13 protein-coding genes and 1 riboswitch are annotated in these 17370 nt (G+C 32.7%); all 13 genes read right to left on the bottom strand.

Annotated elements, in window-relative coordinates:
* Positions 1 to 186: 186 nt before the first annotated feature.
* On the bottom strand, positions 187 to 768 hold the full coding sequence (locus AQ1689_RS08065; protein WP_101955756.1) for a precorrin-2 dehydrogenase/sirohydrochlorin ferrochelatase family protein: 582 nt from the start codon (positions 766 to 768) through the stop codon (positions 187 to 189).
* On the bottom strand, positions 765 to 1538 hold the full coding sequence (cobA, locus tag AQ1689_RS08060) for a uroporphyrinogen-III C-methyltransferase (RefSeq protein ID WP_394364671.1): 774 nt from the start codon (positions 1536 to 1538) through the stop codon (positions 765 to 767). The genes AQ1689_RS08065 and cobA overlap by 4 nt, the downstream gene beginning before the upstream one ends.
* An 11-nt stretch (positions 1539 to 1549) precedes the next feature.
* Positions 1550 to 3658, bottom strand: a complete 2109-nt coding sequence (locus AQ1689_RS08055) for a nitrite/sulfite reductase (protein ID WP_101955754.1) — start codon at positions 3656 to 3658, stop codon at positions 1550 to 1552.
* A 52-nt stretch (positions 3659 to 3710) separates the two neighbouring features.
* A complete protein-coding gene (locus AQ1689_RS08050) occupies positions 3711 to 4958 on the bottom strand; it encodes a sulfate adenylyltransferase subunit 1 (RefSeq protein ID WP_101955753.1) in 1248 nt (415 codons plus the stop codon).
* Positions 4959 to 5066: 108 nt separating this feature from the next.
* Entirely contained in the window at positions 5067 to 6038 is a 972-nt protein-coding gene (gene cysD, locus AQ1689_RS08045) for a sulfate adenylyltransferase subunit CysD (protein ID WP_239764744.1), read from the bottom strand.
* 16 nt (positions 6039 to 6054) lie between these two features.
* Positions 6055 to 6681 carry a phosphoadenosine phosphosulfate reductase domain-containing protein gene (locus AQ1689_RS08040; protein ID WP_180947559.1) on the bottom strand — a complete coding sequence of 209 codons (627 nt, stop codon included), beginning with the start codon at positions 6679 to 6681 and terminating at the stop codon, positions 6055 to 6057.
* The gene (locus tag AQ1689_RS08035; protein ID WP_101932006.1) at positions 6681 to 6932 is read right to left on the bottom strand and encodes a DUF2061 domain-containing protein; all 252 of its coding nucleotides are present in this window, start codon (positions 6930 to 6932) and stop codon (positions 6681 to 6683) included. Before AQ1689_RS08035 ends, AQ1689_RS08040 begins: the two co-directional genes overlap by 1 nt.
* Positions 6933 to 7051: 119 nt before the next feature.
* The gene (locus tag AQ1689_RS08030; RefSeq protein ID WP_058884920.1) at positions 7052 to 7459 is read right to left on the bottom strand and encodes an RrF2 family transcriptional regulator; all 408 of its coding nucleotides are present in this window, start codon (positions 7457 to 7459) and stop codon (positions 7052 to 7054) included.
* 38 nt (positions 7460 to 7497) lie between these two features.
* Positions 7498 to 8667, bottom strand: a complete 1170-nt coding sequence (locus tag AQ1689_RS08025) for a trans-sulfuration enzyme family protein (protein WP_101955752.1) — start codon at positions 8665 to 8667, stop codon at positions 7498 to 7500.
* Between the two features lie 19 nt (positions 8668 to 8686).
* Positions 8687 to 12100, bottom strand: a complete 3414-nt coding sequence (gene thrA, locus AQ1689_RS08020) for a bifunctional aspartate kinase/homoserine dehydrogenase I (RefSeq protein WP_101955751.1) — start codon at positions 12098 to 12100, stop codon at positions 8687 to 8689.
* A gap of 1 nt (position 12101) precedes the next feature.
* Entirely contained in the window at positions 12102 to 13376 is a 1275-nt protein-coding gene (locus AQ1689_RS08015) for an O-acetylhomoserine aminocarboxypropyltransferase/cysteine synthase family protein (protein ID WP_101955750.1), read from the bottom strand.
* A 121-nt stretch (positions 13377 to 13497) separates the two neighbouring features.
* Positions 13498 to 13622: riboswitch (SAM riboswitch) on the bottom strand.
* Positions 13623 to 14431: 809 nt separating this feature from the next.
* Positions 14432 to 15955, bottom strand: coding sequence for an FAD-dependent monooxygenase (locus AQ1689_RS08010; RefSeq protein WP_101955749.1), 1524 nt, complete (start codon positions 15953 to 15955; stop codon positions 14432 to 14434).
* Positions 15956 to 16538: 583 nt separating this feature from the next.
* Positions 16539 to 17348 (bottom strand): BT1926 family outer membrane beta-barrel protein, encoded by an 810-nt coding sequence (locus AQ1689_RS08005; RefSeq protein ID WP_101955748.1) that lies wholly within the window; start codon positions 17346 to 17348, stop codon positions 16539 to 16541.
* Positions 17349 to 17370: the final 22 nt, after the last annotated feature.

The following is a 17370-nucleotide window of genomic DNA, read 5'->3' as shown; positions in this document are numbered from 1 at the left end:
TTAAATGACAGCGTAATTTTAACAGTCCTGCTTCAAAAACAGTAAATAATCCTGTTGGACCTGCTCCTATTATTAAGATATCTGTTGTAATCATTTTTCAAGTTTTTTCCCACTTTAAAACACGATGTATTCAAACAAATACACGGGTTTAAAAATTGGAGGTTTTTTAATAATTTTTTCTGATATTTACTCTACTAAACTTCTTGTAAACAAATTTAGTGTTCTTACTTTTTGCTCAAAATCGCCTTTCAGCATTTTTCTGTATTTGTTTAAATTTTGTACCAAATCATCAATATTTTCAGGGATAACTTCCTCTAAAAACTGTCGCAATCTTTTGGCTGTCGTTGGCGATTTTCCGTTGGTAGAAATTGCAATTTTCACGTTTCCTTTGGTAACAATTCCTCCCATATAAAAATCACAATACGGCGGATTATCAGCAACATTTGCTAAAATATTTTGCTGTTTACAATCTTTATAAACAGCAATATTTACCACTTCTTTATCAGTCGTTGCAATAACCATTTGTTTGTTGCTTAGGTATTTTTCATGGTAAATATCAACAATCATTTCAATAGAAAATTTACTTGCTAAAGCCATGGTTTCTTCTCTAAAAAAAGGCGCTACCATTTTTACCTTTGCGTTAGGGCTCGACTTTAATAAAAAAGTTAATTTCTCTAAAGCCACATTTCCGCCGCCTACAATTAGCACGTTAAGCTGTTCCATTTTTAAGAAAACAGGATACAGATTATTTCTTTGTTTACCTATCATACCAATGACGTTATTTTTACTTCTGCTTGTACTTTAAGCAATTCTTGTCGATGCTTAACAACTTCCCCTAATACTATAATTGCAGGATTTTCTAATTGATTTTCAAGCACAATTTGTTCGATAGTATCTACCGTTCCTATACCTATTTTTTCTTCGGATGTGGTGCCGTTTTGAATAATTGCGACAGGTAAATCGTGCTTATTTTCCTGCTTAAAAAGACTTACAATCTCTGATAATTTTCCCATTCCCATTAAAATGACAACAGTTGCATTTGATTTTGATGCCAACGCAATATCGCTTGATAATTTATGTTCTTTGGTCGTTCCTGTAATGACCCAAAAACTTTCGGCATATCCACGTTTTGTAAGCGGGATATTTTGAGAAGCTGCTACGGCTAATGATGATGAAATCCCTGGGACAACCGCAACTGCTACGTTAAATTTTGCCGCATATTCCATTTCTTCAGCTCCTCTTCCAAAGATAAAAGGGTCGCCACCTTTTAAGCGTACCACATGCCCATGTGATTTTGCTCTAGCTACAATTAATTCATTAATTTGCTCTTGTTGATAACGATAACATCCTCGGCGTTTTCCTACAAAAATAACCTCTGCTTTTGGATTGATATAACTTAATAATTCATCATTTACCAAAGCATCGTATAAAACAACATCGGCTATTTTTAATACTTTAATGGCTTTTAAAGTGATTAAATCGACATCGCCAGGCCCTGCTCCGATTACGGTTAATTTTGGTAAATTTCTCATCATCATTATTATTTTTATTAATTTTCTAACGCTACTTTTCTATAAGAATCTACGGCTTTGTAAAACACTTTTGTATTTTCTAAATATTTATTTGCAAACGCTTCTGTTGGTTCATTTTCTTTTATTTGATACACAAAATCAGCAAAAGAAGTTTTTGTTGCCAACGAAATTTTATTTGCATCAATAAAAACGTTATCAAAACTGCTAATAATTCCTGCCTGTGTATTTGTTTTTTCACCTTCGGCAGTTAATAAAGCTTTTGCCGTATTAATAATTGCAGAATACGAATGATAAATGCTGTCCGACCATTGTTCTTGATTAAAAGCTTGAGTAGCATTTTCAATTTTTTCTTCACTTTCAAATAAAAGTGTTGCGATTAAATCAATAACAACCCCAGCACATTCACCAACTCCGATGGCTTTTACATAGTTTTTATCGTGTCCCCAATCCATAAAATCATCTTCGGATAAATTAGAGGTATCCGACAAATGTTTTAACAAATCATAGAAATATGTTTTTCCTTTTCTATCATAATATGTTAAAAAACGCTCATTATCATCTTTATTATCTTCAAAATCATTTAATAAAACACGTAAGGATTCTGGCCCTCTTTTACTCGGTATTTTTACTAATTTATCAGAAAAACGACCTTGCCCATCACCAACAACTCCACCACCAACTAAAACTTGTAAGGCAGGCGCTAATAAATTGCCAACTTTTACAGACATTCCTTGAAAACCGATATGCGCCATATTGTGCTGCCCACAGGCATTCATACAACCGCTAATTTTAATCGCCAACTCCTTATTATTTACATACTCAGGATATTCCGATTTTAAAACACGCTCTAATTCAGAAGCAATACCTGTACTGCTCGAAATTCCTAAATTACACGTATCAGTTCCTGGGCAGGCTGTAATATCGTTTAAGCTATTATATCCCGCTTCGGTAAAGCCTAATTTTTCTAATTCAATATAAAAGAAAGGCAATGTTTCTTCACGAATATGACGAATTAAAATATTCTGACGCAAGGTAAAACGCAGTTCATTTGCACCGTATTTTTTAATCAAATCAGCTAACAAACGAGCTTTATCTGTATAAAAATCACCTAAATGAACTTTAATTCCAATAGCAAATAAACCTGATTGCTTCTGCTGTATAACATTTGACTGTTTCCATTTATTATAGCTTTCTTTATCGTTGATTTTTACCAAAGGAATTTCAGCAGTTTCAAATGTTATTTCCTGCTCAAAAGCAGTCGTATCAATTGGGTAATTTGTGTATGAAAACGCTTTTTGTTCTTGCTTAACTAAATCTAAAAAAGCAGGAACACCTACATCTTTTATTAAGAATTTCAAACGTGCTTTTGCTCTTTTTACACGTTCTCCATACCTATCAAAAACACGTAAAACACCTTCAATAGTAGGGATTAATAAATCTGCTGGTAAAAATTCATAAATAACATCGGCATGTCGAGGCTGTGAACCCAATCCTCCGCCTAATAAAACTTTAAATCCTTTAACATCTTGCCCATCAATATTTTTTATTTTGGCGATAAATCCTAAATCGTGCATAAAACTTAACGCTGTATCATCATCCGTAGCTGAAAATGACATTTTAAATTTTCGTCCCATTTCTTGACAAATTGGGTTTCTTAAGAAAAATTTAAACGTAGCATCGGCATAGGGCGACACATCAAAAGGTTCCTTTAGGTCAATTCCTGCGGTTTCTGAAGCCGTTATATTTCGAACCGCATTTCCACAAGCTTCACGTAAAGTAATGTTATCTTTTTCTAATTGTGCCCATAATTCTGGCGTTCTATCTAAACTCACATGATGAATTTGGATATCCTGACGCGTTGTAATATGCAAACGCCCACGAGAATATTCGTCAGAAACATCGGCAATTCGGTGTAATTGTTCGCTAGAGACTTTTCCGTAAGGCAATTTTATACGAATCATTTGCACGCCCAATTGACGTTGCCCATAAACTCCTCGTGCTAATCGCAAACTACGAAAACGCTCTTCATCAATTTTACCTTCTTTAAAAAGTTCAATTTTTCGTGCTAATTCTAGAATATCTTTTTCTACAATTGGGTTTTCTATTTCGGTTCTAAAACTTTGCATAATTTTATTAGGTATCCGCTTTTACAAGCGTTTTATTTTGATATAATTTTGATTACTGAATAAAGCCAACTCCTGCAGTATTATTGGTTTTTGGATCGATTAAAATAAACGAACCTGTTGCTTTATTTTTACTATAACTATCAAAAAACAACGGTTTATTCACTTTTAAAGAAACTTCGCCAATTGCATTTAAAACCAATTCTGAAGGGTTTTCTTCTTTCCCCGAAAAATCAGTTTTTATAATTGATGTTAAAGCAGTTATTTTTGCCTGCACTTCATTTACACCATGTTTTATAATGTATTTTGAAGATGCTTGTAAAGGCGTTTTATCCATCCAACAAATAGTGGCATTTAATTGTTTTGCAACGGTTGGTTCTTGAGTTGTTTTAACCAACATATCGCCTCGGCTGATATTAATATTATCCTCTAAAGTGATGGTTATTGAACTTCCTTGGGTTGCTTTTTGATATTCTTTATCAAAAAAATGAATGCTTTTTATGGTTGATGTTGTTTGCGATGGTAATACGGTAACAGCATCGCCAACGGCTAAATCGCCACCATAAATTTTCCCCGCATACCCTCTAAAATCGTGATATTGTTCGGTTTTAGGTCTGATAACTGTTTGCACAGGAAAACGTGTTTGCGAAGTTTGAGAAACATCTTCAAATTCTAAGGTTTCTAAATGATTTAATAAAGTTTCTCCTTTATACCAAGGCGTTTTAGTTGATGATTTAACCACATTATCGCCTTTTAATGCCGAAATAGGAATAAAGGTTAATTGTTGATTTTCATAGCCACTTTTACTTGCTAAATCTTGAATTTCTTTTTTGATTTCATTAAATTTATCTTCTGAAAAATCAACCAAATCCATTTTATTAACCGCAATTACTACATCTTTTACTCGTAATAAAGTATTGATGAAAAAATGACGAAATGTTTGTTCAACTACGCCATTTCGAGCATCAATTAAAACGATAGAAGCCTGTGAATTAGACGCTCCCGTAACCATATTTCGAGTATATTCAATATGCCCAGGCGTATCGGCAATAATGAAACTCGTTTTTGGCGTTGAAAAATAAATATGCGCAACATCAATGGTAATTCCTTGTTCACGTTCGGCAACTAAGCCATCGGTGGCTAATGAAAAATCTAAATAATCAAAACCTCTTTGCTTACTTTTTGCTTCAATTGCCTCCAATTTATCGTCGGTTAATGATTTGGTATCATATAAAATACGACCAATTAAAGTACTTTTACCATCATCGACACTTCCTGCTGTTGCTATTTTTAATACGTTCATTTTTGTATGCTATTTGTTTTTACTGATTTCAATTAAAAACTTGAAAACAATTAAAAACCGAGTTTGTATTGTTTAATTATTATTTTTTCAGATAAATTTTAAATCTTCTTAAAAATAACCTTGTTGTTTGCGTTTTTCCATTGCTGCTTCCGAGCGTTTATCGTCAATTCTAGCACCTCTTTCTGAAATGCTTGATTCTTTAATTTCAGCAACTACTTTATCAATACTCACAGCATCCGACAACACAGCGGCAGTACAACTCATATCGCCAACAGTACGAAAACGCACCATACGCTCTTGAACAACCTCATCTTCTTCACGATAAACAACAGCATCTTCAGCCGACCAAATCATCCCATCACGAACAAAAGTTTTTCTTTTATGCGCAAAATAAATCGATGGAATTTCAATCGCTTCTTTTTGGATATAACTCCAAACATCTAACTCTGTCCAATTTGAAATAGGAAAAACACGCACATTCTGCCCTAAATCAATTCTTCCATTTAAAATATCAAACAACTCTGGACGCTGATTTTTTTCATCCCACTGCCCAAAATCATCTCTTACAGAAAAAATACGTTCTTTCGCTCTTGCTTTTTCTTCATCTCTACGCGCACCACCGATACAAGCATCAAATCCAAATTCTTCAATAGCATCTAATAAGGTTTCGGTTTGTAGCATATTTCTACTTGCATATTTTCCTGTTTCTTCTTTAACCTTTCCGTTATCAATATTATCTTGAACATTTCGAACGATTAATTCCACGCCTAATTCTTTGGCTAAACGATCTCTAAATTCGATGGTTTCAGGGAAATTATGCCCTGTATCAATGTGCATTAAAGGAAACGGTATTTTCGCTGGATAAAACGCTTTTTGCGCCAATCGAACCAAGGTAATACTGTCTTTTCCTCCTGAAAATAATAATACAGGTTTTTCAAACTGCGCGACAACTTCTCTAAAAATATAAATAGCTTCGCTTTCTAAAGCGCCTACTTTTATGGTGGTTTCTGAAGTTTTTGAGGCTATTTTTGATACTTTTTTTGATGTTGTAGCTGTTTTTTCTATTGCTATAGTGTCCATAATGATACTCTTATTTTTAAATATGTAAACCGCATTCTCTGTTGCTCTCTACCTTTGTTGGATCAAAATATTTGAACTCATTTGGTAATTTATGGGTTTCTAAATACCCGTCTAAATCTTCATCCGACCAATGATAAAAAGGGCTCACTTTTAAGATACCATCTTTACTAAAAGATAAAACACCGATACCGTCTCTAAAAGCCGTTTGTCCTTTTCGGAGGTTGGTAAACCATATTTCAGGCTGATGAATTTTCATGGCTCTTTTAAAAGGCTCTAACTTTACTTGTTCGGTAAATTTTACATGATTTTTGTCATCAACCGAAGGAAGTCCCATAGTAACAGTACGATGTGCTACGGTTTGTTTTGGCACATATAAATCAACATTTAATGCTAACTTTTCAATAAGTTCCTCGGCGTGTTTATAGGTTTGGGGAGTATTATAACCTGTATCGCACCAAACAACTTTTATGTCTGATTTCTCTTGAGATGTTAGATGTAAAATAGCGACTTCATAAGGTCTAAAGTTTGTGGTAATAATGGTTTTTTTATCTAAATTAAAAACCCATTGCACAATTTCTTTTGGGCTTAGTTTTGCTAATTCTTTATTTAAAATTTCTAAATTCAATTCGTTTTTTAAGCTCATTATTTTCCCCATTTTATTTTATTCCAAATTCTTTCGTGAAAAAAGTATAATATCATTTTTGTAATTAATTCGATGCTTCCTATCGAAAATGCTAAGGCTAATTCCCCTGTAATTAACCACGATATTAAAACCGTATCAATAGTACCTATTATGCGCCAACTTACCGATTTTGCAAGGCTTCGCAAGGTGTTTTCAGACCCTTTATTTGGCGTGTTATTTTTATTTTCTTTTATTAATTGTTCTAAAATCATTTCAAAATACTATTTCCCTATAGGGTAACTAGGTTTTAAGATTGCAAATGTATTAATTCAAATTAGATAACAAAAAAATTAAGGCTAAATTTTACAAAAACACGGCGTAAACGGTGTTTTTACACTAAATCGGCAAGGGTGTTATTTTTTAATACTTTTAAAGTATTATCTCTAACTTGTATCATTAATTTATGCACACCACAAGCATCTTCATCGGGGCAATCGCTGCATTTTTCATAGTAGTTTAAACTCACACAAGGCAGCATCGCTATTGGTCCTTCAAGGGTTCTAATAACATCGGTCATATTTATATCTGATGCTTTTTTCAACATATAATAACCGCCGCCCTTGCCTTTTTTAGCACCTAAAAAACCTGCTTTTCGAAGGGTGAGCAAAATACTTTCTAAAAATTTATGTGAAATATTTTCACTTTCGGAAATGGTGGCTATTTGCACTTTTATTCCATATTCTTGCCTAGCGATAAATGTTAAGGCTTTTATTCCGTATTTTGTTTTTTTAGAAAGCATGCTACAAAAGTACACTTTTATTTAGTTTTTGTTTCTTTTTATTGTGTTTCTAAAGCCTGTTTTAAATCGTTTATAATATCTATTACATTTTCTAAACCAACAGAACATCGAACTAAACTATCGGTAATTCCTACTTCTATTCTATCATTTATATTTAATTTACTATGTGTTGTTGATGCTGGATGCGTTACAATACTTCTGGTATCGCCTAAATTTGCTGATAAAGAACACATTTTGATGGCGTTTAAAAACTTCCGCCCTGCATTAACACCTCCTTTTATTTCGAAGGCTACAATATTTCCACCGAATCGCATTTGTTTTTTTGCAATTTCATATTTTGGATGCGATTTTAAAAATGGATATTTCACTAAATTTACCTTCGGATGATTTTCTAAAAATTCCGCTACTTTTAAAGCATTTTCACAATGTTTTTCAACACGGATACTTAATGTTTCTAAACTTTTTGATAAAATCCACGCATTAAAAGGTGACATTGCTGGGCCTGTATTTCTTGAAAACAGGTGAATTTCTCGAATTAAATCGGCTTTTCCAACAGTTACTCCGCCTAAAACCCTTCCTTGTCCATCAATTAATTTGGTTGCCGAATGAATGACTAAATCGGCACCAAAATCAATAGGATTTTGCAAATAAGGCGTCGCAAAACAATTGTCTATTATCAATAATAAATTATGTTTTTTAGCAATTTTACCAAGCAATTCTAAATCAATAATATCAACCGCTGGGTTTGTTGGCGTTTCGGCATATAAAATTTTAGTGTTTGGCTGAATTAAACTTTCTATTTTTTCAACTTCAGATATTTTAAAATAACTAGTTTCAATATTCCATTTTGGAAAATATTTAGTAAACAAACTATGTGTTGAACCAAATACAGACCTGCACGAAACAATATGATCTCCCGCATTTAACAACGCTCCAAAAGTCGAAAAAACAGCCGCCATTCCTGTAGCAAAAGCATATCCTGCTTCCGCTTTTTCCATCGCTACAATTTTATCTACAAATTCCGTGGTATTAGGGTTTGAAAATCGGCTATATAAATTTTTATCTTTTTCTTCAGCAAAACAAGCACGCATATCTTCTGCATCTTCAAAAACAAAACTAGATGTTAGATATAACGGCGTAGAATGTTCCGAAAATTGTGAACGTTCGGTTTGGTTTCTTATCGCTTGGGTTTCAAATTGATAACTCATTTTTGTTGTTTTTTATCTTTTAATGATTTTTTGCCAAGCGTAAAATATCGCCAAAAACACCTCTTGCGGTTACCTTTGCACCCGCTCCTGCTCCTTGAATAACAATCGGTTTTTCGCCATAAGATTCCGTATAAATTTCAAAAATAACATCCGAACCTTTTAAACTTCCCAAAACAGAATTTGTTGGCACAGAAACTAATTTAACCGTTAAATTTCCTTTTTCTTTAGATAAATCGCCTGATAAATCACCAATATAACGCAATACATGATTGGGTTTTTGCGCTTCTTTTTTCTGCTGAAAAACAGTATTTAAAGCTTTTAAATTCGATAAAAAACCAGCCGAAGAACTTTCTCTAAAATCTATTGGAATTAAATTTTCAATGGCAATATCTTCCAATTCATTTTTTAAATCTAACTCACGTGCTAAGATTAATAATTTTCTAGCCACATCATTTCCACATAAATCTTCTCTTGGGTCTGGCTCGGTAAATCCCTTGTCAATTGCTTTTTGAAGTATTTCAGAAAAGGCAACATCATCCGAAGAAAAAGTGTTAAATAAATAACTTAACGAACCCGAAAAAACGCCTCTAATTTTGGTGATATTCTCTCCTGAATCGTGTAATAATTTAATCGTATCAATTAACGGCAAACCTGCACCAACATTAGTTTCATACAAGTATGATTTATTATTTTTAGCTAAAGTATCTCTTAATTTTTTATAAAAACTATGCGATACAGTATTGGCTATTTTATTGGAAGAAACCAAATCGAAACCAGCTTTAATTAACGATGTATAATTTTCAATAAATTGATGACTTGCCGTATTATCAACAGCAATTAAATTTTCTAAATGATGTTGTTTTGCAAAATCGATAACCGTATTTATAGCAGAAATTTCGATGCTATTTTCTAAATAAATTTCCCAATTTTCATCAATTCCTTTTTCATTTAATAGCAATTTTTTAGAACCTGATACTGCAAAAATATTCAATTGAATTTTCTTTCTTTCAAGTACTGATTTTGTGTTTTCTATAAATTGATTAATTAAAGTTCCACCCACTAATCCTTTTCCAAAAATGGCAATATTTATTTTTTTAGCAACTCCAAAAACCTGTCCGTGAATAACGTTTAAAGCTTTATGTAATTGCTGTTTTTTAACAACTAAACTCACATTTTTCCCTGAAATTGTGTTGTTAAAAAGCAACGGAACAATTTGATTTTTAATCAACGCATTATACGAATGATGAAATTCACTTAAATCTTGCCCAATAATTGAAATCACCGAAACATCGGCTATAATTGAAATTTGATGTACATCTTTGGTATAAAAATCACTTTCAAATTCTTGCTCTAATGCCTTTATAGCTTCTTCGGATTTACTTTTATCGATCACCAAACCGATGCCTCTTTCCGAAGAACCTTGCGACACAATACTCACACTTATTTCTTTATTACTTAACGCTTTAAAAATACGCGCATCTACGCCAACTTTTCCTAATAAACCTCTTCCTTCAAAATTTAATAGAGCAACATTATCTAAAACAGCCATCGATTTTATGCCTTTTGAAGTTGTTTTAGCCCTAATTAAAGTACCTGAATCGTTGGGTTTAAACGTATTTAAAATCCGAAGATTGATATTTTTTTCCAATAACGGGCTTATTGTTTTTGCATGTAAAATGGTAGCTCCAAAATTGGCTAATTCATTTGCTTCAGAAAAAGAAAGTGTTTCTATTTTTTGAGCATCGGCAACTAAATCGGGGTTTGCGGTAAAAATTCCATCAACATGCGTATAATTTTGCAATTCATCAGCATTTAAAAAATTCGCCAATAACGATGCTGTATAATTACTTCCATTTCGTCCTAAAGTAGTAGTTTCTCCTTTTAAATTAGACGCTATAAAACCTGTTACAATAGTTACTGTATTGTTATTTTTCTTAAAATATTTTTGTACATTTTCTTTTGATATTTTTATAATTGGCTGTGCATTCCCAAAATTAGCATCTGTTTTTAATAGCTTTCTGGCATCGGTAATTTTTACTGATATTCCTTTTTGCGTTAAAAGTTCAGTAACTGTTTTTGCTGATAAAAGCTCTCCTTGTGCTAGAATTTCATCTTTTATTTTTGGGCTAAAATCACCTAATAAAAAAACACCTTCAAAAAGTTTTTCTAAATGTGTAAATTCTGATGAAAAATCAAGCAGTGGCGTTAATTTTGATTGCTCAAATTTAAAAGCTTCAAACTGCTGTTGATAATTTTCATTTTTAGCGGATTTTTCTAAAATTTCTTCTAGTTGATTTGTTGCATTTCCTCTTGCCGAAACAACTACTGCTATTTTTTCTTGATTATTTATTTTTTCTTCAATAATAGAAATCACATTGCTAATTCCGTTATTTGACAACGATTTTCCGCCAAATTTGATTATTTTTATGTTCTTATTTTTTAATTTTGGATTAAAAATTGGGCTGATTATTTTTTCTAATTGCTCGTATTCCATTAAAAAAGCATCGTGTCCGTGTACCGAATTTATTTCATTATACGTTACATTATCGTGTACTAAAGCTAATTCTTTTTGCGTTTCTCTATTTTCTTCGGCGGTAAAAAACAAATCAGAATCAACGCCAATAATATGAATATCGGCTTGAATTTTTTCTAAAACAGCTACTTTATTTTCACTCCTATTTTCGTTGCTATTTTTGGTTACATCAATGGTTTTTAACAACTGATTCATTAATTTATAGGATGCCAATTGATAGCGTTCCTGTAATTTTTCGCCATGATGCAACAACCAACTTTCGACATTAAATATTTCAGAATTTTCTTTTTTAGAGCGATGAAAACGTTCTTTAAAAGATTTTGGTGTTCTGTAACATAACATTGCGTGCATGCGGGCATCATGCACAGGATTTTTTGAATTTACTAAAAATTGTTCTTGAATTTGACAGTTGGCAATCAACCAATCCGTAGCTTTCCAATCGGTAGCAATTGGAATAAATTTTTGAGTTATTACAGGATTTAAAACCACCATTTCCCAAGCAATTCCACCCCCTAAAGAACCGCCAATTAAGGCAAATAATTGGGTTATTTTCAGTTTTTCTAATCCTTTTAAAAACAGCTTTGCAATATCTCTCGCAATAAAATTCTTATAATTTTCAATTAAAAAACCATCGTAACCATTTCCTGGAATATTGAAACATAAAACCGTATAATTTGCCGTATTTATGGCTTTATTTTTTCCGATTAAATCTTTCCACCAGCCATTTTTTGAGTTTGCAACATTGCTATTTCCTGTTAATGCGTGATTGATTAAAACCACGGGCGCTGTGCCTATTTTTTCACCAAAAACTTCATAACTTAAAGGAATTTCATCAAAAAAAAGTCCATTTTCTGTGGTAAAGTTGGTAATATTTATGTGAGAAAGTTGCTGTGTTAACATATTATATTTTTAAAAAAGCCGTCGTTAAATCATTTTTTAAATCCTCAATATCTTCTAATCCTACGGATAAACGAATTAAATCGCTAGTAACCCCTGCACTTTGTTGTGCTTCTTCGCTTAACTGTTGATGCGTAGTACTTGCAGGATGAATAATTAAAGATTTTGTATCGCCAATATTGGCTAATAATGAAAATAATTTTGTAGTATCCGCTACTTTTTTAGCCGATTCATAACCTCCTTTTACGCCAAAAGTTACAATACCGCTTTGTCCTTTTGGTAAATATTCATCTGCTAATTTTTTATATTTACTACTTTCCAATCCTGGATAATTCACCCAAGCAACCGCTTCTTGATTTTCTAACCATTTGGCTAATTCCAACGCATTTTCACTGTGTTTTTTTATTCTGATTTCTAAAGTTTCCAATCCTTGGATAATATTAAACGCATTTGTAGGGCTTAACGCTCCTCCAAAATCACGCAATCCTTCTAAAATCAATTTAAAAGTATAAGAAGACGCTCCTAAAACATCATTGTAAACCAGCCCGTGATACCCTGCGGATGGTTCTGTAAATTCTGGAAATTTACCATTTGCCCAATTAAAAGTTCCTGCATCAATTATTGCGCCACCTAAAGACGTTCCGTGTCCGCCGATATATTTTGTTAACGAATGAATTACGATATTTGCACCATGCTCAATTGGGTTTAACAAGGCTGGAGTTGCTACGGTATTATCAACAATAAAAGGAACTTCTGCCGTTTTTGCATGGGTTGAAATTGCTTTTAAATCTAACACATCTAACTTTGGGTTTCCTAAAGATTCTACAAAAAAAGCACGGGTATTTTCTTGTACTGCTTTGCCAAAATTATCAGGATTGGAAGCGTCAACAAAAGTGGTTGTAATTCCTAATCTTGGCAGGGTAACGCTTAATAAATTGTACGTTCCGCCGTACAAACTGCTCGATGCTACAATATGGTCGCCTGCTTTTAACAAGGTTAATAATCCTGTTGAAATTGCCGATGTTCCTGACGCGAAAACTACCGCCCCAATTCCGCCTTCTAAACTCGCCAAACGGTCTTGTAAAATTTGATTTGTTGGGTTGTTTAATCGGGTGTAAATAAAGCCCAATTCTTTTAATGAAAATAGGTTTGCTGCATGCTCAGAATTGTTAAAAACATACGATGTTGTTTGGTAAATTGGCACCGCTCGTGTTCCTGCGGTTTGTGTTGCGTCGTGACCTGCGTGCAAGGCGTTTGTTGCGAATTTTTGGGTACTCATTTTTCTTGTTTTTTGAAATAATTAAAATTAAAACAAAAGTTACCTGCACCTATTATTTTGATGCGCTTACTCGAAAAATGTTATGAAGAAATATAACAATTACAGCGCTGTAATTGTTTTTGAGTTATCTATCCAATTTCAGATAAATGAATCTAAAATTAAGTAGAATTTAGCACCTTCTTTGACTTAAACAAAGGGTTGCTAAGGCTTCACAGGGTCTAATCCCTCCGCCTTTCTTGATAACATTGTCAATAAGTTATTGAACTTTGTGAGCACAAATATTCAATTATTATATTTTAATATCCAAATTTATTTCACTTTTTATTTTAAAAATAAATTATTTCAGTTACAAAATATCACTAAAAAAGGCTTGTTATTTTAGCGTAAAATCAAGCGTTTTTTTATCAAAAATAAAGCAAAAATAAAGAAGAATTATTTGAAGCATTTTCCCGCTTTCCGCACTCGCTTCTGGCTAAAAAAAGCCAGAGAGCTCAAACAATTGCTACAATCGGGGCTAGGCATTTTGCCCTATTTTTAAAGCAGTACACAACAGCATATATTTGCTAGATAAAAAATTTAAAACCTCTTCAAAAAACAAGCCAACCAACAAAGAGAATTTCGTTCAAAATAACCTGCTTATTTTTCGTTGTTTTTAGTTTATTTTTTCATAAATCCAACTACTTTTAATCGAAAAAAGTTCTTAAAAAAAAGAAAAAATCACTCGAAAAATCGTTTTTTCACGTTTTATAAGAACCTGTTTAAATTTCATCTAAAAAAATATAACAGAAAAATAATAAACTGAAATTTAGTTCAATTTCGCATCCTTATTTGCTGTATTTTTTAGCTTTTTTTGATGGTTATTGTCAATTCGAGTAATTTTAATGACTCAAAGGAATTAAAATTGTATCGAGAATTTGAGTTCTTTTATATTGATGAATTTTAATTGTCTTTACTATTAAATAAGTTCTCGATACTATTTTTTTGAAAGAAAAAAATCACTCGAACTGACAGGTTATTTAATTTTAAACAGGTTTTATCGTTATCAAAGTTTTATACTAACGATTCAAATCGCGTCCTCGGGGTTCATTTCCTTCTTGAAGCACCACATCGGAATGTAAAAACTTTACGGCAGCTGCCGAACCCTTTACTTTAGAGGCACTTCGTACTAACATTTCGGCTTCAAAATCGGTTAATACCCGTTTTCTAATTCCTTGAGTTCGCCAATCAGGTAATCTTCCACACTCTTTTTTTATAGTTCGAGCTAACGATAAAGCGTCTAATAATGCCTGATTTGCGCCCTGCCCTTTAAAGGGGCTCATTGGGTGTGCGGCATCGCCGATTAATGTTATTTTTTCTGATTTCCCTAATGCTTCTGAGCTTAGCAATTCTCGGTCGTACACTGGGTATCCTGATATTTTATCAGCGAGTGTAGCGGCTAAAATTTGAGGAATAGGCTCGTGCCAAACTGTTCGTCGGCAGGCTTCTTCTTTTAGGGCTTCTGCACCTTTTTTAGATAAAATTTTAGCATCTTGCTCTGGCATAGGAAAACTTAATTGCCACATCACCGAATCGGCGGAGTAAGGCATCATATAAATTCGCTCGTTTCCATTGGCGGTTTGAAATACTGTTGCCGAATCTAACAACGGATTTTCTAATCCTTTTAAAGCGTCTAAAGGACAAATCCCTAATATTACAATACATCCCAAATAGCGTAAAGGTGGGTTTTTATCTTTTAATAATAGGGTTCTTACCGAACTACGAATACCGTCTGCGCCTACAACAATATCTGCTTGGGCTGTTTTTATTTTTCCGTTTACTTGAAAGGTTAATTGAACTTTTTCAGCTGTTTTTTCCACTTTTTGATCGTTTTTTATAGCTATTTTTTTATTTTCTTTAAAATCAATTAATTGATACCCCCATTTTACTTGATCTTTATTTATTAATTGCTCTAAAAGTTCAAAGCGTAAAGATTGCCTTGCAATGTGTATGTTAGTTCGTTTTGATGATTTATTTTCGGCATTATTATCGGGTTTATTTTCTGATATTTTATTATTGAAATTATTAGTAGAATCTAACCATTTTCTCATTCCCCATTCGCCTATTATTTTACCTTGCGTTGTATGAATAATATGTTTTGTAGAAACTACGCCTTCTTTTAATTTTAAAATACCCAGCGCTTGAATTGCTTTGCTTGCTTGTTGCAGGGTTAATCCATAGCCTTGAGCTCGAGCATCGAAACTACTATCTCGTTCGTAAAGCGTAAAAGGTATTTGTCGATGTAAACAGGCTACTGCCAATGCCACGCCACCAATACCACCGCCAATAATAGCTATATGTGGGTAATTTTCAAGTGGTTTTTCAGGTAGGTTTGTTGTTGTTACCAAGCCTGAGCCACTACAATTTATACATTTAGTATAGCTTGCTTTTGGAGTAATTGGCGGAATTAACGTAGATTCACTGACTGATTTAGCCAATGCTTTTTGATACTGAAGTCGTGCTTTTTTACTTATTTTTCGACGTTTTTTTCCTTCGCCTTTGCATTGCGTACAAATAGTCCAATTAGTGGGGGAGTTTTCCATATTTTAATACCTTATTTCGAGGGTTTTTAGCAATTATTAAATACGTAAAATTACATTTTTTACTTTTTAAAACCGAAAATTATTAGTTTTTATCTGTCGTTTTTAATATAGTATTTTTTAAGTGATTTTTTTTAATTTTCGGCTGAAAAAATTTTATTGTAGAAAATAGAATTTGAAATTAGAACTTCTTTAACAGCACAAGCAAGATGCTTGCGCTAGCGGCGGAAAACTATGGCTAATCAGGATGCGAACCTGAAATAAATTCAGGTTGACAGATGCGATCCCTTATTTTTCTGTGATATTTTTTTTCAAATAAAATTTAAACAGACGCTAAAAGAAATTAAAATTATATCTAAAAACGAAAACTTACCAAGAGATAACAAAACCCTAGCCCTGATTGAACGGTTTGTTTGAGCTCTTTTTTGTTTTTTTCTTTAAAAAAATAAAAAAAGCGAGTAGTGAAAGCAGGTAACAGCTTCAAAAAAATAAAAATAACGTATGGGTATAAAAAAAATCGCCTAAAAATATTTTTAGGCGATCTATATAAAATAAAATTTTAATAGGTATTTTTATAAAAAAAATATTAATTTAATTTAAATCCTATCTTGAAAAAATACTGTCCGAAGAATGAAAATGTTGAATTCGATGCCTTACGACCTAGCGTTCCTGCATTCTTCTTTTTAGTGTTTGTTAAATAATTATAGCTTAAAGGTTTTACATCGAAACCAATAAACATTTCTTTGGTTAAATAATAGTCTAAACCTGCAACTGCTTGCACGCCTACACCTAATAACTCAACATGACTTAACCCTAAATTAGAAATACTTGATGTATTACTTAAATCAATAGTAGGATCAAAACTAGAGGTTCTGGTATAGTCTATTGGTAATGAAAAACCTACATAAGGCACCAATTTTGGGCTTTTAAGTTTTAAATACCATTGTAAACCTAAAGCGGCATGTAAACTGTACTTGTCTTCACCTATAATAGCCTGATACGCAGGAACAACTACAGCGTTCTCATCGTCTAAAATTGCTGGAATATTAACTGATGAAGGGGTGGTTCTAAAAGTGAAACCTCCATTTAATGAAAGTGCCATTTTATCGGAAATGAAGTATTTACCTTCAACTCCTGCCATATTCATTAAGCTATTATCATTACTATTAATAGTATTGGCATAAGGAGCTTGACCGCTTACCTGATGCGAACTACCAACATAAGTTCCGCCTTGTTCTATGTAAGAACCTCGTCCCATTAATAAAGAAACGGTATAGCTTCCTTTTTGGGGTTTATAAGCATCTGTTTGGCTGCTAACAACCATCTCTTTATCGTTTTGAGACATCGCTGCAAAACCTGATAAAGATAATAATGTTATCAATATATATTTTTTCATAATTAAATTCTTTAAGAAATTT

It is taken from the genome of Tenacibaculum finnmarkense (assembly GCF_900239185.1).
GTDB lineage: Bacteria > Bacteroidota > Bacteroidia > Flavobacteriales > Flavobacteriaceae > Polaribacter > Polaribacter finnmarkensis.
The sequence above is the reverse complement of the archived record's forward strand: the minus strand, read 5'-3'. Positions and strand labels throughout refer to the sequence as shown.

Excerpts from the sequence above, each read along its gene's own strand:
- AQ1689_RS08065 (WP_101955756.1), bottom strand. The coding sequence starts at position 768 with ATGATAGGTAAACAAAGAAATAATCTGTATCCTGTTTTCTTAAAAATG.
- cobA (WP_394364671.1), bottom strand. The coding sequence starts at position 1,538 with ATGATGATGAGAAATTTACCAAAATTAACCGTAATCGGAGCAGGGCCT.
- AQ1689_RS08055 (WP_101955754.1), bottom strand. The coding sequence starts at position 3,658 with ATGCAAAGTTTTAGAACCGAAATAGAAAACCCAATTGTAGAAAAAGAT.
- AQ1689_RS08050 (WP_101955753.1), bottom strand. The coding sequence starts at position 4,958 with ATGAACGTATTAAAAATAGCAACAGCAGGAAGTGTCGATGATGGTAAA.
- cysD (WP_239764744.1), bottom strand. The coding sequence starts at position 6,038 with ATGGACACTATAGCAATAGAAAAAACAGCTACAACATCAAAAAAAGTA.
- AQ1689_RS08040 (WP_180947559.1), bottom strand. The coding sequence starts at position 6,681 with ATGAGCTTAAAAAACGAATTGAATTTAGAAATTTTAAATAAAGAATTA.
- AQ1689_RS08035 (WP_101932006.1), bottom strand. The coding sequence starts at position 6,932 with ATGATTTTAGAACAATTAATAAAAGAAAATAAAAATAACACGCCAAAT.
- AQ1689_RS08030 (WP_058884920.1), bottom strand. The coding sequence starts at position 7,459 with ATGCTTTCTAAAAAAACAAAATACGGAATAAAAGCCTTAACATTTATC.
- AQ1689_RS08025 (WP_101955752.1), bottom strand. The coding sequence starts at position 8,667 with ATGAGTTATCAATTTGAAACCCAAGCGATAAGAAACCAAACCGAACGT.
- thrA (WP_101955751.1), bottom strand. The coding sequence starts at position 12,100 with ATGTTAACACAGCAACTTTCTCACATAAATATTACCAACTTTACCACA.
- AQ1689_RS08015 (WP_101955750.1), bottom strand. The coding sequence starts at position 13,376 with ATGAGTACCCAAAAATTCGCAACAAACGCCTTGCACGCAGGTCACGAC.
- AQ1689_RS08010 (WP_101955749.1), bottom strand. The coding sequence starts at position 15,955 with ATGGAAAACTCCCCCACTAATTGGACTATTTGTACGCAATGCAAAGGC.
- AQ1689_RS08005 (WP_101955748.1), bottom strand. The coding sequence starts at position 17,348 with ATGAAAAAATATATATTGATAACATTATTATCTTTATCAGGTTTTGCA.